Source organism: Bacillus sp. N5-665, from assembly GCF_022637375.2.
Taxonomy (GTDB): Bacteria; Bacillota; Bacilli; order Bacillales; family Bacillaceae_G; genus Bacillus_A; species Bacillus_A wiedmannii.
In genome coordinates, this window is record NZ_CP093325.1 from 3007681 (window position 1) to 3031130 (window position 23450).

Sequence of the window (23450 nt, forward strand, 5' to 3'; positions counted from 1 at the left end):
AATTTAGTAGCATGAATCTAGTACAATGCCGAACTTATCCCCTAAAAACTATCTAATGTAACGATTTTTCTTACAGAAATATAGCACACCAAACATTAGCACAAAACCAGTCACGTAAAAACTTGTTGTTCCGCTGCCACCAGTATTAGGAATTACCCAATTATTTTTCACATTTTTCACTGTTAGTTTTTGTGTCCTTACCGCTTCTGTAATTTCTATTTCTATTGGATCTCTAAGTAACATATATCCGTTTGGCGCTTTTATTTCTTTAACCGTATACTTTCCAATTACTAACTGGTTGGAAATCACCTTTCCTTTTTCATCCGTTGTTAATCTAGTAACTTCTTTACCTTCTTTATCTAATACTTGAAATACAGCACCTTTTAGTTTTAAATTAATATCCTTATCATCAACTTTCTCAATTTCAAATTGCCCAGTCGGGTCTGGTAATTTCTTATTCCCTATTTTAATTTCTACTACTGTATCTTTTTCTATTTTTACAGCTATTTTATCTTTTAATAATTCATAACCTTTAGGTGCTTCTACTTCCACTAGGGTATAGTTACCTATTGGCAATTCTTTTGATATCGCTTCTCCTTGTCCATCTGTTACTAACTCACCAACTACTTTTTTATTTGAATCTTCAATATGAAACTTTGCTCCTGCTAGCTTTTTATTTTTATCTCCCGTATCTACTTTCACTAGCTTCATTTTCCCCATCGGATCTGGTAATTTCTTATTTTCTATTTTAATTTCTACTACTGCATCTTTTTCTATTTTTACAGCTATTTTATCTTTTAATAATTCGTAACCTTTAGGTGCTTCTACTTCCACTAGGGTATAGTTACCTATTGGCAATTCTTTTGATATCGCTTCTCCTTTTTCATCTGTTACTAACTCACCAACTACTTTTTTATTTGAATCTTCAATATGAAACTTTGCTCCTGCTAGCTTTTTATTTTTATCTCCCGTATCTACTTTCACTAGCTTCATTTTCCCCATCGGATCTGGTAATTTCTTATTTTCTATTTTAATTTCTACTACTGCATCTTTTTCTATTTTTACAGCTATTTTATCTTTTAATAATTCGTAACCTTTAGGCGCTTCTGTTTCCACAAGAGTATAGTTACCTATTGGTAATTCTTTTGATATCGCTTCTCCTTTTTCATCTGTTACTAACTCACCAACTACTTTTTTATTTGAATCTTCAATATGAAACTTTGCCCCCATCAATTCTTTATTATCATTATTACTATCTACTTTTTTTATCTTTACTTTTCCTGTACTAGGCTTGTTCCAATGTTGCCAATTAAATTTGAAATTGTGAAATTCAAATCCACCAGTTTGTTGTACTGCACCGACAAATGCTTGTCCATTAATCGAACCGCCTTTTGTTTCTAATACAGCATTTGGAGCAAACACACTCCCAACGACACCATATCCCTCTGTTGTGATTTTTTTTGCATTAGGAAAAACCCAAATCACCTTCCCGTATAACTCAGTGAACGGTGAATTAGGAGAATAGGGTTGTGATGTAGGAATTATATCTGTAGCCCTACCAATATTGTTCGTGTCATATAAGATAGCACCATTTTTAAATGTAACCTCTATTGCATCTGAATACATAACGATAAAATCTTTTCCTTTAGCATTAGGTAAAAAGACATCTCTTATATCTAAATTGATTTTCCCTACCAATTCTGATGAAACATAAATATTAGGATTGTTTATATCTTTTCCGATTCCATAACTCATATTTGGAATTGGGGTATTCGTTTTATATTGACCTGCATTTTTACTGACTTGGTTCACTATGTTGTGAAATTCATTAAATTTCGCGTTAATTTCTAGTTTTTCTTTATAAACGATACGATCATAAGAAGATTGTATGATACGATCTGGATCACTCTCTTTTGTCATTACGACTATTCCGTTTTGAATGATAAAAGATTCCTCTCTTGACTTTTTAAATTTTCCAGACAATAACAAGGATGGATATCCCTCGTCATCCCATTTCCCCCCAACTATATTAGATGTTCCCGCTGCTGCACCTACAATTGTATAACCAGATGCATCCATATCACCTTGAACTGCAATTGCTCCTTCAATGTCGCCACCTACTGCTATATGGTTACCAAAGACAACAGCATTATAACGCGATATATCCCCTAGACCTTCTAAGTTAGTCGTGGATCCATATGCTTCTTTTGGTGCATATACGACAAAACTTACACATAACATTAACAAAACCATAAAATGAATACTTACCAACTTTAATCGTAACCTCAATTCCTTTGTCCCCACCTTTACCGTATTTTTTCTACAGTCGAATAAAGTGAAACTTTTTTCAGTGAGGATTTACTTCATCCCCTATATACCTTCTTTGCTTATCTCTGGATTTTCGGTCCCACTGCCCATTAATACAGGATAAATAAATTCATTCTATCGAGTTAATTTTTTCTTATAAATTGCGACTAGTAACACACATAATAATAGGATTAAGACTACTACGGTCCACTTATTAAACATAAATATCTCTTTACGCATTTTTTGTTTTTCTTTCTCGTTAAACTCCACACGCTCACCTCGAACCAGTAATCTATTTGTGTTTACTCCATAAGGCGTACATGTAATTAATGTTATATAATCTTTCTTTTCCACAATTTTTAAATCGTCCGTTTCGTGTGGTAACACTACTTTAATTTGATCTACTTTATAAGCAAGAATTTTGTCTAAAGAATGAATATAAAAAAGATCTCCTTCACTCAACTTATCTAAATCTGTAAATAATTTTGCTGATGGTAAACCACGATGCCCTGTTAAAATAGTATGCGTATTTTCTCCACCTACCGGAAGTGAAGAATATTCTAAATGACCTACCCCCCGACTCAATACTTCCTCAGAGGTCCCTTGATAGATTGGCAGTTTTATATTAATTTTCGATATTTCAATATACCCCATTACATCACCTAAATTTAACGCATCGGCATATGCTTGATGATTATTTTTTTCTTCAGAAAATGGATCTGCAAATGTTTTCATGGAAGTTTGAACTTGTTTATTATATTCGGTTGCTTCTTTTTCCCTACGTTCAACTTCTTTCTTTTGTAGTGCTTTGATCTTCTTATCGTAGGAGCTAATCTCAGAATAATGTGCACGAGTCGCCAACCAATTACTAATAGTAGGATATAAAAAAATAGCTAATCCAAATAAAAAAATACCTCCTAAAACAAGATTTCGTTTCATATTTCCACCTCTGCATATACTAAAATATCGAAAAGAGGGAAGCATTTTGCTTCTCCCCTTTTCACATCACTTGGTTACATGTTCCTAAAACCTTAATTATTAGCAAACTTTTTTCTAAAGAAAACAAATGCCGCTGTAGCCATTAACGCAAGGCCTAGTACAGTAAATAGAGTCGTTCCGATACCACCCGTTACAGGAAGAATCCATCCACTTTTATTATTTTCAATCAATAATTTAACCGTTTGATTATTTTCGCTAATCTTTACATCAATAGGGTCCTTTAATAATTGATATGAAGCTGTTGTACCATCTTCTTTTGTATAAGTTGGTGCTTTCGTTTCAAAAATTTGATAGTCTCCATACGGAATGTTAGTCCATTTAATAACACCATTTTCATCTGATACACCTGTGACTTCTTTACCTGCCACAACAACTATTTTTCCATTTTTATCTTTAAGTACAAACTCCGCACCTTTTAATTTCTTCTTATCAGCACCATCAACTTTTGTTAACTCGATAATTCCAGTTGTCGGAACAACAACTACAGGTTTAGATTCCTTTTCTCCAATTACATCATTTTTATTTATAAAATCAATTTTTGCTGTATTTAAAATTTCCGAACCAGATAGTACTCCTTCTTTTACTTGTGATTTAATTTGTAAATGAAATTCTTTTTTACCATCTAACTTTGTGAAATCTTTTACTGTAGCTGTTACTTTTTGGCCTTCTACAGCTACCTCTACAATACTTGCATTTACTTCCGCTCCATCAATTTTCACGACTGGTTTTCCTTGAATCATTAAACGATTGTCTAAAGTATCTGTTACTACATATTTTTTGTAGTCTTTAATGTCTTCTGGAATTAATGTTTTGATATCATAATTGTAATTAGTTAACGGATTAATTAGTAACGCTTCCAAATTCCCGTTAATCTTTTTATCAATATTTGGTTCTTCATAGTTTTGCACTTCTACTTTAACTACTGTACCAGAAGTAATTGTTCCATCTTCGTTAATAGTTCCGGAGGTCTTTATAAAAAACTCGTGTTTAGTCAGATCTAGTACATACCCTTTCGGCGCTTTTGTCTCTTGGAAATAGTATTCCCCATACTCTAATCCTTGCACGCGAATATGCCCATTACCATCTGTTGCTAACTCTTTTTTCACTTCTGTACCATCTTTCTTAAATAAAGAGAATACTGCACCTGCTAATGCTTTTTCATTTGCACCAGTCTTTACTAAATCAACTGCACCACGTTTAATCTCATTTTTCGGATACATATGAACATCATAGTTTAGCACCTTACCCTCTTTATTCGTTAATGGAATATCCACTGTATACGTATTTGGATTTAGGTTAACATGCGGAGGTCCTGCCACTTCTTTCACTTCATAACGTCCTAGCGGAAGATCTTTTAATACAGCTTGTCCGTTATCATCTGTTACTACTTGAGTTGGAGTTGCTCCCATTACAGGCTTCACATCTTCTTTCACGATTTTCCCATCGTTTGAAATTTTTTCAAACGATGCAACCCTTTTCACTTCAAACGTTACACCTTTTAACGGTTTCGCATTTGATGGTACCTCTTGATTTGCAGAGCCATCACCTTCTAGCCCCGGTGCGCCATCTTTTTCTTGTTCATATTTATGAATCGTTAAAGTACCTTTGGATGGTGAAGCTGCCTTCACTAATACACTAGACCATGTAGAAAATGTTAAGAAAAATACTAAAAGCACACTAAATATTTTTTTCATTTCTCTTATCCCCTTTACTACTTCTATCATTTTAAAAATCTCTTTATTACTATTACCCTCTTAAAAGCAATAGTGTGCCAAGTACCAGATTTAAACGAGTAACCTAAAACATAGTCGTCCAACAATCCATTGTTTACAATCACTTATTCACTCTTCTTATTTTCTATTATTACGTTGTCTCTCCGTATGATATATGTAGTTTTTCCCCTGAATTACACTTATATCTCTACTTCAAAAATCGTTACACATTAACTTCTATCGCAAATTTTCATTAATTACTTAACTTCAATTCATTAATCTCTTCCTTCCTATCCCTATTTAAAATCCAATCTTAATCATTTTTGATACATATAAGCAATGAACAACGAATAAGTGTGACAATTAATATTTTACGTTACTCCCTAAAACTATTACCTGTATATTCAAATAATATGTACTAACCATGTTAAATTATGGTATTATTCTTAGAAGTTTATAATTTTTATAGATAAAGTTTTTCCGTTTCTACTTATGAAAAAAAGGAATATGTAAACATTCAACTATTACGCACAACTGTAAGGAGGAATAATATGACTAAAAAGCTCAGTCTAGTTGAGATAGAGTACATTTGTAATATGTTTTTCCAATCTTTTGAAATTCCAGTTTGTTTTTTAGATTGTAACAAAAATATTCTTTTAGAATTTACATCAAAAGATGATTCACATTCGTTCTATAAATCAAAAATAGAACAGTTACATGTGCTTTTTCAAAAAAATGATTCATTTAATTCGCCTATCTTCAGAACTCACCAATATTTAGGGCACTTCATTTTAATTCACATAAAGAGTCATTATATGGTGAACGGTACTGTTATTATTGGGCCCTTGACACATGTAAATTTTTCTACAAGTAAAACGGATAGTAACCTTAATTTTATTTCGAATTATAAAAGAACAAGAGATCACTATTTTTCATTGTCAGTCAAAGATCAAAATTTCTTTGTAAATATAGCAATATTGTTCTATAACATTCTCTATAAAAAAAATTCAGATGTAAGTAACTTTTCAAATAACAGTGACTCATTTCATGTAAGTCATAGCAATATCTTAAACGAGGATGTATATATTTCAATGCAAAAAAACGAATCTATCTGTCATAATTTGTATATAGAGCAGCAACTACTTGGAGCTATAGAAAACGGGGATAAAGAAAGCGTACTCAAATATTATTACGAATTCCAACAAGAGACTCTTTCATCCTTATCTTCATTCCATCAATTAAGACGTCATAAAAACATTTGTATTTCATCCATCACACTTGCTACTAGATATGCTATAAAAGGAGGACTTCCTTCCGGGCTTGCTTACAAGATTTACGATCTACACATTCAAAAGACAGAGGATTTAAAAGACACAGAATCTGTATGGGATTTATTAAGAAATGTCTTCTGTACTTTTGCAGACCGTGTAAAAGCACAAAAAGTACAGAAATACTCAAAGACTATCGCTATTTGCAAAAACTATATTTTTGAAAATATTTACAACCAAATATCTGTTAAACAACTTGCTAAATTTGCAAACGTAAATTCAGATTATTTATCTATATTATTCAAAAAAGAGGTCGGTATTTCATTAATTGAGTACATTCAACGTGAACGAATTGAAGAAGCAAAAAAATTATTAACTTTCACAACCTATCCCTTATCAGACATATGTGCTTCGCTCAACTTTAGTGATCAAAGCTATTTTACTAAAATTTTTAAAAAATTCACTAACGAAACACCTGGTAAATATCGAAAATCTCATATTGTCATATAGAGTTAAACTTTCATTAAAACAAAGTGTTTTTAATAACTTATCAATGGCAGATTAGAATTACTTCCACATCCATGACCTTTTAAATTCAGGCTATTTTTAAATCAAAAAAACACGTTACTATTCTTTTATTTGAATGAGAATAGTAACGTGCTTTATATGTAATGTAGGTCTGTAGGAAAAATAGCGTCCAAGCACAAATTTTTATAGAAGCAAAATACACTACTTAAATACTAAAATCTTATTAAGTAAAAAATTCATCTAATAATTATTGTGTGAGAAATAATCCCTACTATTATTTTTATATCTTTCTAAATTTGCGAACCAAAGTGAGTACTGTACCGACAATAATCATCCATATGCCCATTGTTGCACTGTTAGTTGTACTTGCACCCGTGTTGGGAAGCTCTTTATATGTAGATTCTTTTTTATCAGAATTAATGTTCGTGATATTACCGTTATTACTATTATTAGTAATACCTTTAGCTTTGCTAGTATCTTTATCCTTCACTAATACTTTTTGTATTGCATGTACCTCATTACCTACAGAATCTGTGACACTATATATTATTTCAAAAGTACCAGCTTTAGAGGGATCTATATCTCCTTCATAAACTACTTTAGAAGTAAGGTCACCGCTTTCCTTATGAGTAGCTGATACTCCTACCATTGGATCGAATTGATCCCCCTCAGTAATTGTAGTTGTAGCAGGTACTTTTAGTATTGGTATTTCATTTTTAACTTCATCTCTAACTTTGACCGTTACAGTTTGTTCCTCAGTTACTTTATGACCTTTAGAATCTGTAACTGTGTACTTTAATACGTAAGTACCGGCTTTAGAGGTATCTACTTCACCATTAAGTTTTACTTTAGAAGTAAGATCACCATCTTCTTTATCAACAGCTAATACTTTTTCCATTGGATCAAATGAATCTCCTACATGAATTGTCGCTCCAACAGGCGCTGTTAATGTAGGTTTTAAATCTAATGTTTCTCCATTTTCCTCTACAATTACAGTCTGTGTAGCCGTTGCATTCCCCCCTTGAGAGTCAACGACCGAGTAGTCCACAATGTATGTACCTGGTTTAGAAGTATCTACATCGCCTTTATGTTTTACTGTATTTGTTAAATCACCATCTTCTTTATCAACAGCTTTTACATTACTCATCGGGTCAAACGTATCACCAACACGCAGTGTAATTGTAAGCGGTACAGTTAATTCAGGGACTTGGTTTTCTGCAGTTTTTTCGTTTTCTTTCACTGTCCCTTTAATTTTTGCTGCATCAAAAGCGTTTTGGACCGCTTCAACCTCAATTGAGTTCGCTCCATATTTATTTGTTGCAACTTTAAGACACGCTAATCTTAATTCAGAGAAATTAGAAGTCATGTTCAATTCATCAGTATTTGCATAATAGAAAATATCAAACATTTTATCTTCACCAATACTATTTACAGTTACACCGTTATGAGTGCCACCTTGTGCAATTAAATACGCGACTTTATTAATAATACTTGAGTTGAAATGAACGCCCTCATTATCTTCTCCGTTTAAATCACTGTATTTGCTATAATCATCTGGATACGGTACTCCATCAAAAAAATTGATTGAAGATGGATTTTTCATATTACGTAGAACTGAGCCGCTTTGTTCTCCTATTGTCCAATTAAATTCTCCATTATTTATATATTTCTCAATAGCCGTTCCCATAATATCAGATAACGCCTCGTTAATTGCTCCAGATTCTCCGAAAAATTCAAGATTAGATTCGCTAGATGTAACCGCATGCGTAAATTCATGGCCCGCTATGTCAAACGCTCTAACCATTGAATCACCATATATAAGCATACTAACATTGTTAACATTAGCACTAAATGCATTACTCCAATTTTTAGGATCATCTGTTTCTCCAGAATCCCATGCATGTACAACTGATACTACTTTGTTCCCCTTATTATCAAAACTATTACGCTTATATTTATCTTTATAAAAATCATATACCTTTGTTGCTAAGAAATGAGCACTTACCGCCTTTGGATCATTAAATGTTGTTGAAGTGCTAGTTGCTAATATACCAGGATAATATTTTTCTTCAAAACTAATATCTCTATAATTCACATCATATGTCTCAATTCCTTGCCCTCTTGTGTAATCTGCAAGCGCATATTTCCCATTACTTTGTTCAGAAATACCAAATGTGCGAGTTATCCCTAAATCATCTTTACCAGTTCCAGTTAATGATATGGAATTGCTTTTTTTAGTTTCCTTTAAAGATTCCACTTGCTCTTCACTTACTTTTAAGCTTGACTCTTGCACCATATTTTTCAACATATCACCATTATGAGCATTCACTAAATAAGTTCCAGATACATAGTTTGGTGTTGCAGCAGTAAATGTAACTTGATATGCATTGCTAGCCTGTCCATTATTTTCATTTACAAAAATAACTTCCTTAACTTCTGGCTCAGAAATAAATTTAATATCGTTCCCGTACTTCGTATAAATATGTTGTTTTGCTTCTTCTTTTGATAAATTACTAGCATTCTTTAAATCTTCTTGTGTTAAATTTTGTGCACTTTCTCCTGAAATACTTTTAATAATACCCTTTTTATCTACATGAGCAGTCAATTGGTGTCCATATACTTCTTTACCTTCATATATTTGTTGCATACGCACAAGTGTAGTCCCATCATAAGAACTACGTTTTTGAACAACGTTGTAATCTACCCCTTTGTCTCCACTAACTTGTTTTGGAGACAAAGCATGCTCGGTCTTTTCCTTAAGTGCATCTTTCACTATATTCTCTGGCGTCTTTTGTGATGGTTGTGTAAGTTCACCTGTACGGAACGAACCCTCTTGAATATCAACTTGCATTTGACCCGTTTCTTCTGCATAAGCTATTCCATATGGTGTTACACTTGTTAAAATTAACCCTGTTGTTAATGCAACTATAGCTATTTCTTTTTTATTCTTCATTTTATTTTCCTCGTATAATTTCCTAAAATATGAAACTGCTTCAATGTATTCCTATCAAAAATAGAAAAAATAAAAAGTACATCACATTACGCAAAACTGTATTATAAAAAGATGACTTCTGTAATCAACAAAAGTCACCTCTTCAATATGTCATATCCCTAATATGTTTTTAATACATACTTTCTATATGAAAAAGAAAAAGTATTCTTTAACGAGCATTTTGCAATACTTTTATTAGGTCATTTATATTTTCAACTTTTTGCTGAAACTGATCAAGCCTGTTATGTAGCAATGAAGGATTCTTATCTTCAGTTGAAATAACTTTTTTTAATTCTTGTTCTAATTTATCATATGTATCAAAGAAATTATCAAATTCTACACTTATAAGTTCTTCATTTTCACGATAAAATCTTTTTGCTTCTATATAAGTCATATATGATTTATTTAAAAACCCTAATGAAATTAAATATTTAGAAGTGTTTTCTTGATAAATAGCAATATCACATGCTATTTTAATATCAGAATAAGTCTTTTGAACGAAACAATGCAATTCAAAAATCTTAAACTTTAATCCATTATTCATTTCATCCCCTCCCATCCTATCTATTTTACATAAAAAAAGAATATTATACAAAGTAAAATATCAATATAGCAAAAAAATAAAAAGCGAAATAATGACTCCTTTCGCTTTTTATAACAATACATACATTTCATATTGTGCTAATGAATTCTTTTCAAATCCAGTTTTCTTTAAAAACCCTTCCAGTAAATTGTTGTTTGGAAACCCAATTGATAAACTTGATACATGTAAGTTTTCTCTTGCTACTTGTAATAATTTTGATCCAATACTACGATTTCTATAGTCTTTGTCTACGAAAATAAAACTAATTTTACCTTGTTCATTCATACATATTGAACCCTTTAAATCATTATCGACATATGCACCGTAAAATGTATTATTTGTTTTTTCGATATAATCCATATCATTTTGCCAATTTATATGGAAGTGTAACCATTTCTGAATTTCAACTTTAAAAGCTGGAAATTCTAATTGTTTTACTTCAATTTCCTTACAATCTTTATTTATTATTTTAGTCATATCTTTTAAATTATAATAAGATAGATCGTACACTTTTTCATAGCCTAATTTCGTATAAAAATGAATCGCTCGGTCATTGCCTACAATGACTTCAAGAAAAAGTTGCTTACACTCATTTTGAAGCGCCTCTTCCTTATGCAGTTCAAATAATTTTTGACTCACACCAATACCGCGGTAATTAGGATGAACCGCTAATGTTCCACAACGCATTGTTTTTATGTTTTCATAATCCTTTATCCCGCCAAGTATTACACCAACAGATTTGTTACCGTCTAAAGCAAGAAAGGAATGTTTTAGTGAATTCCCTTCTGGTCCCAAAAACCTTTTTATAAAATCTTCTTTTGAAACTTCCATTTTAATAATGTAATCTGAAAATCCATCTTTAAAAGCTTCATACACTAAATCTATACTTACTTCACTGCATCTTTTGTATTGAATCATATAAAATTCTCCCCCACTTACTCGTGTTAAACTTAGCATTCAAATACGTAAAATGTACTAGTGCCAATCTACCCATCATTCTTTAACTTTTAATTAAACCATTTAATTTGAAATAAACGGGCACTTCCCTACATATCTCTCACTGTTAATTTGTTTTATCACAAATGGTGCAATATCACTATTTTGAATTTTGATTCCGGGCATATCTACTAAACTCTCTTTTATATTTCCAATGCTCTTCCCTTCCATAACAAATGGTAATCTAACAATTGTCCAATCTACATCACTACCTTGAATAGTTTGCAATTCTTTATATTTATCTTGCATCATCTTTGATAAAAATGCTTTAAACAAGGTAGCTCCTATTTTATTTACAATTCCCTTCTGATCTCCTGTAACATCTAAAGAACCTCCAGAAATCAGAATATATCGTTTTATTTCAAACTCCTTCATTGCTTCTAAAATATGCTTCGTTACTGTGCTAAAAATATAAGATTCATTTTTCGGTTGACCTACCGCATTAATTACAGCTCGACAACCTTTAAGTAATTCACGTATTGAAGAAAAATCACGTGCATCCCCAATAATAGTCTCTAAATTTTCATTAGTTATCGTCATATTATTAGAATTTCTCGTTAATATTTTTACTTGATATCCCTTTTTTAATGTTTCGTTTACAAGGAATTTCCCGGCTTTTCCGTTTGCACCCAGAATAGCTATTTTATTTGTACTTTCCAATATTAACCCCTCTTACTATCTATTATTTACTACATTAATCTCGTACACACGTAAAAAAGCAATTAAATGCTCGCACGCTCGTTCACATGCCAACATTTTAAAGATTTTTTGTTCCTCTTTCGTTTTATCATTCGCTTGATCTGAAGCAGCTTTTAAACATAGAAAAGGCTTTTTATTGATTTGGCATACATAAGCGAAAGCTGCCACCTCTTGATCAACCGCTAAAGCTCCATATACAGTATGGAGTAAATATCTCATTTCTGAACTACGGATACGTTGATCTCCAGATAAAAATGTACCGAAATGAATCGGATCATAAGATCGTATCTTTTTTATTCTTCTTACAATTGATTTTGTTGTTTCAATAGGTGCTGTTCTACCATTATATAAATTAAAAACATCTTCTCCCGAACCAGCAGCAGTAACGTCATGTTGTATTGCATTAAGCGCTACTACAATATGACCATTTTTCACCTTATTTGATAAACTTCCGCATATCCCTGTCATAAACAACTCATCTGGCTGAAACTCACTAATTAATAATTGTACACAACTTGCACAACTTACTTTCCCAACTCCAGTTATTACGGAGATAACTTCCATATTATTAATATAATGAAAATGAAATTCCCAAGCAGCTCGTTTTTCAATACGTTCACTTGGATAATATTGATGCAAATACGTAAGTTCTGGTTCCCATGCGGATACGATTGCAATACGTTTCATTACACGCTTCACTTCCCCCATTGTTGTCATGTAAATAAGTTATCTATACTTTCTCGTTCATAATCTGGAATCCACTCTTTATATTTCTCATATAAATTTCGTATTGTTTCTTTATTCTTCGCAATTACTTCACATCCTCTATCATCGTAAATAAACATGATAATATCTTTCGATGCATTTATGAGAAATACATCTGGATAAGAAATCTCTTCCTTACGTCCAAAACGAGGATTAAGACCTGGAAAATCTTCATGATTCGTAGCTTGAATAAGTGGTTTATACTTTATATCGCTAGCAAAACATTTTAATGAAAATTGATATGTACAATATAAATTAGCTTCTTCATCTTCAAATAGAAAAGGTAATGTTTCTTGTCTTATTTGGAACTTTAAATCCCTCTTTTTAATAAATCGATTATATACATTTATTTTCTGCGAATTTTTCACGTTTTCCTTTTTAAATCGATAAACATTTGTAACTAAAAATACTTCATCTTCTTTTGAAAATATATCTTCAAATAAGTATTTATTATATGTATATAGTTGAGAGAAGTATTCCATATTTATATCGTCGGTGCCTTCTACATTTTGATGTTTACCTTTCCCAAAATCAAAATACAAATAATTTTCCCCCTGAAAGGATATATGTGGTACTAATGTAACCCCAGGAAATGTTTGATTCATATATTCTTTTAATTGCATTCTTATACCCTTTCTACTCTACAATTTCTTTTAACTGCCAATATGCTTCTTCTAGCCACGGATGTATAACTTTCAAAGTGTCTTTTCTATCCCACAAATATGAAATATATGCAAAAGCAGCATGTTATAAAGATTTTTCTAATCCTTTTTTTACTTCTATTAAATATTGCGGTGTACTATTTTGATCCCATTCTATTTTATCAGCAACAAATAACACTAAATCCATTTTCGTTGCATGTTTACGTAGTGTTGTATGACAACAAATTGCATTTAAAATCTCTTCATCTTCCACTTTAAATATCTCTTTTGCAATTACTTTCGATAACTTTTGATGAATAATCATTGGAAATTCTCGTTCTTCTTGTAATATCTCTATTCCAAATTGCTCAGCAACTACAATCCGATCTTCATTCGGAAAGATTGCACTAATATCATGTAAATATCCTGCAATTGCTGCCTTTTCTTCATTTACATTATAAGTAACCGCAATTTTACGAGACTCATTTGCCACCCAGATTGAATGTTTATATGTAACTTCTTTGCTGTATTTTAATAGAAAAGCTTTTATATCATTTTCAAATTTTCCAGTTGGAGTAAATGAATAGATATCTTTATTTAACATTGCAAATCCCCCTTATTCCTCACTTTCAATATAATGCATTATTTAAATATCCTTCTTCTTTGTATTCGTTATGAATGTTTTAATCCCCTTTTTATACGTTACATGAAATTTTATGGCGATTCATTGCTACAAAATACATAAATGTTTGATATTATAGTAATGTTAATGATTTGTTAGGAAAGGAACTACATAATGAATAAAAACATATTAATTATTGATGATGATAAAGAAATTGTTGAGTTACTTGCTGTTTATTTGCGAAATGAAGGCTATAACATTTATAAAGCATACGATGGCGATGAGGCATTGCAAATGATTTCTACATATGAAGTTGACCTTATGGTTTTGGATATTATGATGCCAAAACGCAATGGATTAGAAGTTTGCCAGGAAGTTCGTGAGAATAATACTGTACCTATTCTTATGCTGAGTGCAAAAGCCGAGGATATGGATAAAATATTAGGTCTTATGACAGGTGCAGATGATTATATGATTAAGCCATTCAATCCATTAGAATTAGTAGCTAGAGTGAAAGCTTTGTTACGAAGATCATCTTTCCAAAATGCCACTTCCTCCAAAAATGAAGAAGGTATTATTCGTATTCGTTCTGCTGAAATACACAAACATAATCATACTGTTAAAGTAAATGGAGAATATATTAAACTTACATCTATTGAATTTGATATTTTATATTTACTTGCGAGTAATACCGGAAGAGTATTTAGTTCCGAAGAAATTTTTGAACGCGTATGGCACGAAGATGGTTATGGCTCAAATAAAACTGTAATGGTTCACATTAGTAATTTACGGGATAAACTTGAAACAGGAATGAATGGAGAGAAATTTATTCATACTGTTTGGGGAGTAGGCTATAAAATTGAGAAATGAAGCATTTGATATATTAAAAGATATCCCAAAATGGAAATTGATTTTTTGGTTCATGTTAGCTATCACCCTTACCCCTATTACTGAATTAATAATATATCGTCTTGTTACAAGTGTAATTGAAAGTTCACTTACATTAAGCGAACTTGGCAAAGAATTCATTAGAATTTTTGGATATGAAAAATATAAAGGAATAAAGGAATCTCTCTGGATGATGATTGTATCTTATTTATTTTTATTTTCTATTTTTTCATCCTACCTATACATTTTTTATCGTCATGAAAGAAAGCTTTACTATGAAACTTGTATTAAAAAAATGATAGAAGAGATTCGTTATATTGCAGATGGAAACTTCAATCATAAAATTTCTATCGTACATCATAATTATCTGGAAGAGTTAGCGACCGGTGTTAATCAAATTGTTGAACAATTGAAAGTCTCAATTGATGAAGAGAGACAGGCGGAACAAGCTAAAAGTGAACTTATTACAAATGTATCGCATGATTTACGTACTCCTCTTACCTCTATAGTTGGATACGTAAATTTAATCCACCATGATAATTATAGAGATGAAGTGGAATTACGCTATTATATACAAGTCATTTACGATAAAGTAACCCGTCTTAATGCATTAATGAATGATTTGTTTGAATATACACGTGTTCAAAATAAAGAGTTAAGTTTATTTTCTGCTCCTATTGATATTGTAGAGCTACTTGGACAATTAACTGTTCAATTCCGCATACAGGTTCAAGAAGCTAATATAGAATGTCGACCTTCTTTCCCATCTCAAAAACTCATGGTATTAGCTGATGGAGACAAATTAGTGCGTGTGTTTGAAAATCTTATTATAAATGCTATCGCTTATGGAAACGACGGTGGATATATCGACCTTGCTGCCTATGAAAGCAATAATATGATTAATATAGATATAACAAATTACGGACAACCTATTCCTAGTACGGATTTACCTCATATTTTTGAACGTTTTTATCGCGTTGAAAAATCTCGCTCTACGAACACTGGTGGATCTGGACTCGGATTGGCAATTGCAAAAAGTATTGTCGAATTGCATAAAGGAACAATTGAAGTATATAGTGATGATAAAAAAACAACTTTCACTGTAAAACTACAACCATATAAATGTTAATACAACTTAATTTCAGGTCCAATTTCTTACCATATAAGAAATTGGACCTTTCATTTTCCATTAAAATCCAAAATTTAATAATATTTTATAATTCTTTAGAAATTCTTTACCTTTTCTTTCTTCCTAATTAAGCATTACTTTTTACAATAGTATTATTGATGTCATAGTAGGAGGATCGCTTATGCAATTCTTGAAAAAGTTCACAATTTTATTCTTATCTTTTGTTATTACAGCACTTATCGTTTTATATTTTTACCTTTATGTAAATGGTCCAATTATTCAAGCTAAATCAGCTATTTTAATAGATTCTAATTCAGGTGAAGTTATTTATAAAAAAAATGAAGAAATTCCTATACAATCAGCTACTTTATCTAAATTAATGACAGAGTATATCGCAATGGAACAACTGAATGAAGGAAAAATACAGTTAGATGAATTAGTAAAAATAAGTAACGAAGTTTTCCGAGCAGAAACGAGTCCTATACAAGTAACTTCGAAAGATAAAACGACAGTTCGTGATTTACTTCATGCATTGTTTTTGACAGGGAATAATCGTTCCACACTTGCCCTTGCAGAACACATTGCTGGAAACGAAGATAACTTTACACTTTTAATGAATGAGAAAGCAAAACAACTAAAGTTATCACAACCATCCCCGTTTCTAAATGCTACTGGAATGAATAACGATACAAATAAACAATCAACTACAACAACTATAGACGTAGCTAAACTAGCGACACAATTAGTAAAAGACTTTCCAGATGTATTGAATATTACGAAACTAACCTCTTACCAATTTACCTTCAAAGACTCAAAGGTTTTCAACACAAATAAAATGATTTATTCCCTTAATAAAAACATTAAACTCCAAGGTGTTGACGGCTTACAAACTAGTTTTTCAACTAATGGTAATTATAGTTTTGTCAGTACAACAAAACGAGGAGATACTAGACTTATTTCCGTAATATTAGACTCCAATGAAGAAAACAGTACTTTTATTGAAACAAAAAAGTTACTACAGTACGGTTTTGATCCTTCCTCGTACTCTGCACTCCAAGCTTTTAAAGATGCTGTTACATCTTGGACAGTTTTGCTTCAATTTAAAAATTTAATCATACAAACATTGTTGATTTTCTTCATCATTACAATTTTAATGTTTTTACATATACGTCAGAAAAAATCCGAGGATTTCAACTAGGAAATCTTCTTATATATAAAAACCGGCTTGCCTTTACAGTGCAAGCCGGTTTCTAAATTTATAATCCTCTTCCAATTAAATTCGCTGAAACAGGCTGAAGATTTAATTCTCTCGCCCATATAGATAGCTGACCGATATGGTGAATTTCATGCACAATTACATGTCTTAAAACTTCACCGTATGTATATGTTTTATCTGTCCACGAAGCTTTTAATATCTTACATTCTAGGCTAGATGACCACAACTGTAAAAAAACTTCTAATTCTCGTATATATAAATCAGATAGCGCTTTCACTTTTTGGATGGATTGATAATCTTTAAACTGCGGTTCATTATCTTCTTTTCCTTGAAGCGCACGAATCCAGCTGTACTCAACATCGACAATATGGAATAATGTTTCTAAAACACTACCAACACCACCTACACGCTTGCGGAGTAATTCTTCCTCTGAAAGTTGTTCACACCACTTAAACCAATCATCTCTTACTTGCCAATTGTATTGAAATAACGTGTACATATTTATCTCTCCCCTACTCCAATTATCCACCTAACAGCATCTATTACATAATGTGGCTCATCTTTTTGAATATAGTGACCGCTTTGTTCTGCAATTACAAATTTATTATTGCTTGATAATCGTAATAATTCTTCTTGCAACTGTAACCACTTCAGTTGTGCAGCTTGCGAATAAAAAGTTTTTTTACCAGCAGCTAACACGACAAGTGGAATATTTCTAGTTGACTGACAATGTTTATCTGCTTCGCCTAGACTAAACATAAACTCTTCATAAGAACTTTCATATACAAATTGTTTATAGTAAGCTTCTTGAAATTCTGGGGACATGATTGGTAAAAAATCTTCTTTATAATTTTCTGGTGTCGAATCCAACAAGACGATTCCCAGCATATCTTCGGGATAAAAAGCCGTAAATAAACGTGCATTTATACCACCAAAAGAATGTCCTACAAAAATATAAGGTGGTTTCAATTGTAATTGCTCTAAGCAACTTCTTAAATCTTTTACCATTTCAGAACTAATACGTCGCTTGGAACTCTTCCCACTTTTTCCTAATCCAGCTCGATCATATGTAATTACCGTCCCAAATTCAGTCAGCCCTTCAGCAATATGCTCCCATGCCTTGGAATATTCTCCATAACCTGCTTCCATTATAATAACAGGTTGCAACTGCTTTCCTTGGAATACTTTTGAATACATTTTAAAATCATCAACTTGTACATATTCCTCTATACATTTAACCATTGACGATTACTTCTCTCCGATTAAGTGACTCTAAAATTTGATTAATTATTTCATCGACAGATAAAGATCCATCCAAAACAATATCTGAATTTGGCTTTACGGTATGAAGTGCCTCTAAATAAGCTTTTCTAGCATATGTTATATAGTGTTTTAAATCATTTTGTATTTCACTCATTGTATCTTCCTTAAAATCTCGCAAAATTCTTCTAGCCATCGCAATATCTAAAGGTGTGTCGATAAATATGGTTACATCAATGAATTGTCGCATTTCACTATTTAGGTATGCAAAAGGATAATCTACAATAATATAATCTAGATAACTATTTTGTAACAGATGCTGAATATCCTTAATTAATGGTGTAAGTACCCATTCATCATAATTTGCTCCATCATCAATCCATTTACAAATATCAGCAGGACAATTATCAAAGTCATAGCTATCAAAATATAGTGCTTTTGAATTCATTAACTTGTGAGTTAAACTTTCTGTAACAGTAGTTTTACCTCCTCCTGAAACAGCTGCAACTGAAATTACTTTAGTATTTTTATTCATAACTTCCCACCATACCCCTTTTAATTGACATAACATAATTATAAAAAACTATTATTTTTTATCACTCCATTCATATTCTAACATACTCATTTCCCATAAATTCCAATATGTTTCTCCTACTTTTTTGGATTCTCTTAATAAACCTTCTTTTACAAATCCTATTTTTTCATAACATGAGATGGCCGACGTATTAAAATCATAAACACCAAGAGTTACTCTATGTAGTTTTAATTCTTTAAATGCAATTTGTAATACTGCTCTCATCATATGTTTCCCTATAGAACGCCCTCGCATTTTCGTATCACCAACTAACACTTTTCCAATTCTTGCAGATTTATTTATATTGTCAATTTGCCCAAGTGAAATATGACCAATTACTTTTCTAGTCTCTTCATCTATTACTTTAAATGCAAGCGTATTTTTGCTTTCAATATATTTTTCTAATTGTTGTTCATGTAAAGGGTATGTAAATAAATTTCCTGACCACTGTATTAAAAATTCTTCGCAATCAATCCAATTTATTAATTGTTTGAAATCAGTTCTTGTAAATTGTTTCAGATTGATCACTCTCATTCTCCTTTCACACAACCTTTTATACACCTTCAAATTTATTTCTATATGAAAAATATATTCCCTTTTAAACAAAATAAAAAGCCATTCATAAGAATGGCTTAGCATCAATAAAGCATAATTACTCTTTATTTGCTACGTCAACACCGTTAAAATCAAACTCATCAGCAACAGTTGTAGCAGGTGGTAAAATCGCTTCAATTTTACAAAGAGATATAATTGCTGCAACTGAACCAGGAATAGCAGCCAGCTTAACAACATCGCAAGTTACAGAAGAAACAGTACCTATATAAGTACGTCCTTCAGTGTTAATTCGCACTGTTTTATTAATTAATTTTTTAAGTTCGTCTCTAATTCCTTGTACACAAGAGCTGTCACATTTCTCATGCTGTTCTTTTTTACACTCTTCAAAAACATCCCAACAATCATCATGTTTACACGTACATTTTTTTCTACAATTATTAAATCGAGAACCCAAATCCTCACCCCCTAATCCTTTCTATTAGTAAAGTATGTCCAATAGCTTAAAAGTGTACGAGACAAAAGCATAGAAACAAAAAAACAAACACTTGTACTAAACCTTTTTATATATATTAAAAACGAATATACTACTGTATGAATACTCAATTCAAATACTCCAAATATGTAGCATTATTAGTATAAACGTGCTTTCAACGACAATAACATTCTTTTCTTTATTAATAACAAAACGGACCTCTAACAATTAAAGGCCTGTTTAATGATTGGACTTGGATTTAATTCTGCTGAATTTAAAATTTAGACAACCTCTTTCTCAAACGAACCTGTTTTTTTTTATAAGCCGGCTCCTTTAAGAGGGACCAGCTTTTCCTATTACTTCACATATACATAGGCTTTGTTTGCAGTAATATAGTATGTTTTTCCTTTGCTGTTGTGAAATATACATTAAAAAAAGCGTACTCCAAAATAAGATATTATTTAAAATCAGAACGTTTTCTTCAACAAGTGTTTGTTGATTAATATCATAACCAGCAGTTCTCTCCACTACCTTTTGAAAATTAAGCATAGTTTGTATGAATTCTATATTTAGTAGAAAGCACTCTATCATATAAAGGTAAAATAATAGGTTAATAAACAAGCCATTTTTTTACTAAAACATAGAATAATATGAACCCTAATTGAAGGGAGGTATAAAAAATGTCCTGGAAAAATGATTGCTGGAGTTCTAAGAAAAAGCATTGTTGTGATGACTGGTGGAAATCTAAAGAACAGCACCATTGTGATGATGATTGGCGTTCTAAAGAAAAGCATTGCAATGATGATTGGTGGAAATCTAAAGAACAACACCATTGTGATGATGATTGGCGTTCTAAACGAAATAAGTGTCGCTGTAAATGTTTCTTTATTTGTTGTCATTGTAAAAGAAAACATTGGTAATATATTAAATGTCAACTTAAAGGAAAGAATATGTCTTTTGGGACCGATAAATACTAGAATATATAAAAAGCTGACTAAATATAGTCAGCTTTTTATATATTCACACGCAGAGATTTAAACTGGCATCTATAATTACTAGTTGAGTGGAGTATTGAAAAATAAGCTGACTCTTATAAATCGACTCTTTAATTACTTCACATACAAATAAGCTTATTTACAGCAGTATGTTTTTCCTTTGCTATTGTGCACCTTGTATTGTAGTGTTCCTTTAACACTTACTTTTGCATCAATAACAAACTCTAATCATACATTAACAGAACCAGCAACGTCTTTATCCTGCCAAGTTGATGAATCATAGAAACATAAATTATTTCTTTTAGAAACACCACGTTTTCCTCCAATAGATGAATCTACTGTACTTTTTTATCGAACTTCACATAAAAGAATCGTATTTAATCTATTGCTCTTCGCCAAGATTCAACCAGCCGTCTATGAGTTTTAAAAATGTACGCACCATTTTGTCTAACTAAAAGACCACATACACCAAAATCCCGAATACTCGCAAATTCTAATGCTCCTATAAATTTTTGAGCATATAAATTAGGGAATGGACGATTTGTAAGCAAGAATTTCTGACCATTTCGCAATGCAACATTCTAAAATTAGTATTATAATGGAATTTTCTCATATTTTATTAACTTCCTTATTAGAAAAAGATTATTTTATATAGATTACTATAAGCATCCATAAAGCCAAGGCGCCAATGATAGCGAGCGCTATACGTGTAGATAGTACCCTTACTTCAAAGTCTGTTTTCTTGGAAGGTTCAGGATATACAATTATGTAGATTCCCTTTAATAATGCAAGCCATGCAATAAACGTTAGGAACCCCTGCCAGTTGAATACCCATACATTATGTAGGATTACACTACCTAACCCTAGGAAAATCGATAGAAAACCATACATAATACCAAATCCTCTGTCTTCAACCACTAATTTTTTCAATTCACGTAGTACCGATGGACGTACGAAAAGTATTCCCGATACAATAACCGTTACCCATCCCCAAAACAATCCTAAAAAAGTACTAGTTTCCATTATTAGTTCACTCCCCTCAATTATTTATATTTCAGATATTCCCCCCTTTAGAACAATTCCAACATCTTTATATATAGGCTAAATTCTGCTCTTTTTTAATACAAATATGGCATATTCTATGCCCATCCTTAATCACCTTATTTCTCTACGAAATGAAATTTTCACATCATTCTTCGTCATCATCTATCCGAATCAACCAAAGTCGCTTTGTACTATTACCGCACACTTTTTCATAGCTTGGAACTAACATGCACCGAAGCCAATATAATGATTTATTCGCCTTTTCACTAACCTCAAAAATTGTCCCCTCTGTAATAAAATGATCACCTTGATACAATGTATACTCGCTTGTCCCATGGAATCATCATTATTCCCCTCCCTATTAAAATAGCGTTTTTGTTTCAAATGATGCTCTCATTAATTCGGATGAATTTACCAGTGTTTTTACCAAAAAATTCATGATATCGTTAATTAGTCGAGTACTTCATTATTTGACGATTTCCCTTAGGAGCCCGCAGACAATCGGGGTTTCTTTTATTTAAATAAAAATTTTGTTTAAACTTTACAAAACTCACCTATATTAAAATATCTTCTAAAATCCTTATTGAACATTTATAATACTTTTAAATAGTTTAAATTCTACAATCAGTAATGGAGGCCTTTTAATGGGAAACATCCCAAAAGTATCATCCCAACAATCAAATCCTAATATACCCTCACAGCAAGTGAACCCTAACACCCAACAAGGTAGTAATAAAAAAACAAGACGCCGTATTATAACTATTTTGGTTTTAATATTACCTATAATTTTTGTCCTTCAATATTCTCTTAATAACCAACAAGAAATGATTAAAGAAAAACAAATCACGCTTAATACGGAGCAACAAAAATTATCTTCTTTAAAGAAGGATGGTCATTCCCTTAAGAATGATGTTAAAACTTTAACAGATAGTGAAGAAGAAATTTTAAAATTCGCAAGGAAACTGTATGGATTTTCCAAACCGAATGAAACTATTTTTCAAATAACTGAATAAAATTACACTGCATTACCCAAAAGGCAATTTGAAAATACTCGCCTTTTTATATTTAATTTCTAAAGGAATCGTACTAATCTCTCTTTCTATCAAATAAAAATTTTGTTTAATTTATTAAAATACAACCGCTTATCCATTTCACTTTGCTCTATCATTACATTTACTATTAGTAATACGATTTTTAGAGGTGAT

At 31.5% G+C, this 23450-nt stretch carries 21 protein-coding genes and 3 pseudogenes; 6 read left to right on the top strand and 18 right to left on the bottom strand.

The features are described from left to right. Positions 1-48: 48 nt before the first annotated feature. The 3 genes from MNO09_RS18130 to MNO09_RS18140 form a co-directional block, all read right to left on the bottom strand. Complete coding sequence (locus MNO09_RS18130; protein ID WP_144524821.1) at positions 49-2289, bottom strand: SpaA isopeptide-forming pilin-related protein; 2241 nt, start codon at positions 2287-2289, stop codon at positions 49-51. A gap of 153 nt (positions 2290-2442) precedes the next feature. After that, a complete protein-coding gene (locus MNO09_RS18135) occupies positions 2443-3246 on the bottom strand; it encodes a class C sortase (protein WP_000828079.1) in 804 nt (267 codons plus the stop codon). A 92-nt stretch (positions 3247-3338) separates the two neighbouring features. Beyond that, positions 3339-5000: a SpaA isopeptide-forming pilin-related protein gene (locus MNO09_RS18140; protein ID WP_000719291.1), complete on the bottom strand. Its 1662-nt coding sequence runs from the start codon at positions 4998-5000 to the stop codon at positions 3339-3341. Between the two features lie 569 nt (positions 5001-5569). On the opposite strand from MNO09_RS18140, the gene MNO09_RS18145 reads away from it, so the two are divergent. Continuing rightward, positions 5570-6796 carry an AraC family transcriptional regulator gene (locus MNO09_RS18145; protein ID WP_000162839.1) on the top strand — a complete coding sequence of 409 codons (1227 nt, stop codon included), beginning with the start codon at positions 5570-5572 and terminating at the stop codon, positions 6794-6796. A 298-nt stretch (positions 6797-7094) separates the two neighbouring features. Here MNO09_RS18145 and MNO09_RS18150 read toward each other — a convergent pair whose 3' ends face one another. The 7 genes and pseudogenes from MNO09_RS18150 to yqeK form a co-directional block, all read right to left on the bottom strand. Beyond that, positions 7095-9767, bottom strand: coding sequence for a M4 family metallopeptidase (locus tag MNO09_RS18150; RefSeq protein ID WP_088107182.1), 2673 nt, complete (start codon positions 9765-9767; stop codon positions 7095-7097). A gap of 208 nt (positions 9768-9975) precedes the next feature. Beyond that, on the bottom strand, positions 9976-10350 hold the full coding sequence (locus MNO09_RS18155; RefSeq protein WP_001059012.1) for a hypothetical protein: 375 nt from the start codon (positions 10348-10350) through the stop codon (positions 9976-9978). A gap of 108 nt (positions 10351-10458) precedes the next feature. After that, complete coding sequence (locus MNO09_RS18160) at positions 10459-11307, bottom strand: GNAT family N-acetyltransferase (protein ID WP_000617082.1); 849 nt, start codon at positions 11305-11307, stop codon at positions 10459-10461. A 102-nt stretch (positions 11308-11409) separates the two neighbouring features. Further along, the gene (locus tag MNO09_RS18165; RefSeq protein WP_000446317.1) at positions 11410-12045 is read right to left on the bottom strand and encodes an SDR family oxidoreductase; all 636 of its coding nucleotides are present in this window, start codon (positions 12043-12045) and stop codon (positions 11410-11412) included. Between the two features lie 15 nt (positions 12046-12060). Next, positions 12061-12801, bottom strand: coding sequence for a 5'-methylthioadenosine/S-adenosylhomocysteine nucleosidase (gene mtnN / locus MNO09_RS18170; protein ID WP_097816410.1), 741 nt, complete (start codon positions 12799-12801; stop codon positions 12061-12063). Further along, entirely contained in the window at positions 12798-13472 is a 675-nt protein-coding gene (locus MNO09_RS18175; RefSeq protein ID WP_097860291.1) for a DUF3885 domain-containing protein, read from the bottom strand. The genes mtnN and MNO09_RS18175 overlap by 4 nt, the downstream gene beginning before the upstream one ends. Positions 13473-13485: 13 nt before the next feature. Beyond that, positions 13486-14094, bottom strand: a pseudogene (yqeK, locus tag MNO09_RS18180) (bis(5'-nucleosyl)-tetraphosphatase (symmetrical) YqeK). 192 nt (positions 14095-14286) lie between these two features. Between yqeK and MNO09_RS18185 the strand changes: the two are divergent. From MNO09_RS18185 to MNO09_RS18195, 3 genes are all read left to right on the top strand, one after another. Beyond that, positions 14287-14982, top strand: a complete 696-nt coding sequence (locus MNO09_RS18185) for a response regulator transcription factor (protein ID WP_001038819.1) — start codon at positions 14287-14289, stop codon at positions 14980-14982. Next, entirely contained in the window at positions 14972-16129 is a 1158-nt protein-coding gene (locus MNO09_RS18190) for a sensor histidine kinase (protein WP_001243287.1), read from the top strand. The genes MNO09_RS18185 and MNO09_RS18190 overlap by 11 nt, the downstream gene beginning before the upstream one ends. Before the next feature lie 181 nt (positions 16130-16310). After that, complete coding sequence (locus MNO09_RS18195) at positions 16311-17327, top strand: D-alanyl-D-alanine carboxypeptidase family protein (RefSeq protein WP_088107181.1); 1017 nt, start codon at positions 16311-16313, stop codon at positions 17325-17327. A gap of 58 nt (positions 17328-17385) precedes the next feature. Here MNO09_RS18195 and MNO09_RS18200 read toward each other — a convergent pair whose 3' ends face one another. From MNO09_RS18200 to MNO09_RS18220, 5 genes are all read right to left on the bottom strand, one after another. Next, positions 17386-17844, bottom strand: coding sequence for a DinB family protein (locus tag MNO09_RS18200; RefSeq protein WP_088107180.1), 459 nt, complete (start codon positions 17842-17844; stop codon positions 17386-17388). 2 nt (positions 17845-17846) lie between these two features. After that, positions 17847-18587 carry an alpha/beta fold hydrolase gene (locus MNO09_RS18205; protein WP_088107179.1) on the bottom strand — a complete coding sequence of 247 codons (741 nt, stop codon included), beginning with the start codon at positions 18585-18587 and terminating at the stop codon, positions 17847-17849. Beyond that, entirely contained in the window at positions 18580-19140 is a 561-nt protein-coding gene (locus MNO09_RS18210; protein ID WP_001039242.1) for a nucleoside/nucleotide kinase family protein, read from the bottom strand. Before MNO09_RS18210 ends, MNO09_RS18205 begins: the two co-directional genes overlap by 8 nt. A 51-nt stretch (positions 19141-19191) precedes the next feature. Further along, positions 19192-19713, bottom strand: a complete 522-nt coding sequence (locus tag MNO09_RS18215; protein WP_078183639.1) for a GNAT family N-acetyltransferase — start codon at positions 19711-19713, stop codon at positions 19192-19194. A 118-nt stretch (positions 19714-19831) separates the two neighbouring features. After that, positions 19832-20188, bottom strand: a complete 357-nt coding sequence (locus MNO09_RS18220; RefSeq protein WP_000535579.1) for a hypothetical protein — start codon at positions 20186-20188, stop codon at positions 19832-19834. 711 nt (positions 20189-20899) lie between these two features. Between MNO09_RS18220 and MNO09_RS18225 the strand changes: the two genes are divergently transcribed. Further along, entirely contained in the window at positions 20900-21244 is a 345-nt protein-coding gene (locus tag MNO09_RS18225) for a hypothetical protein (protein ID WP_000560154.1), read from the top strand. Positions 21245-21336: 92 nt separating this feature from the next. Here MNO09_RS18225 and MNO09_RS18230 read toward each other — a convergent pair. The 3 genes and pseudogenes from MNO09_RS18230 to MNO09_RS18240 form a co-directional block, all read right to left on the bottom strand. After that, positions 21337-21616, bottom strand: a pseudogene (locus MNO09_RS18230) (N-acetylmuramoyl-L-alanine amidase); the annotation flags it as partial. 1 nt (position 21617) lies between these two features. Beyond that, positions 21618-21786 (bottom strand): annotated as a pseudogene (locus MNO09_RS18235) (terminase large subunit); the annotation flags it as partial. 57 nt (positions 21787-21843) lie between these two features. Next, a complete protein-coding gene (locus MNO09_RS18240; protein WP_000450250.1) occupies positions 21844-22224 on the bottom strand; it encodes a hypothetical protein in 381 nt (126 codons plus the stop codon). Positions 22225-22889: 665 nt separating this feature from the next. Between MNO09_RS18240 and MNO09_RS18245 the strand changes: the two genes are divergently transcribed. Beyond that, positions 22890-23258 (top strand): FtsB family cell division protein, encoded by a 369-nt coding sequence (locus MNO09_RS18245; protein WP_064475289.1) that lies wholly within the window; start codon positions 22890-22892, stop codon positions 23256-23258. The last annotated feature ends 192 nt before the right edge of the window (positions 23259-23450 follow it).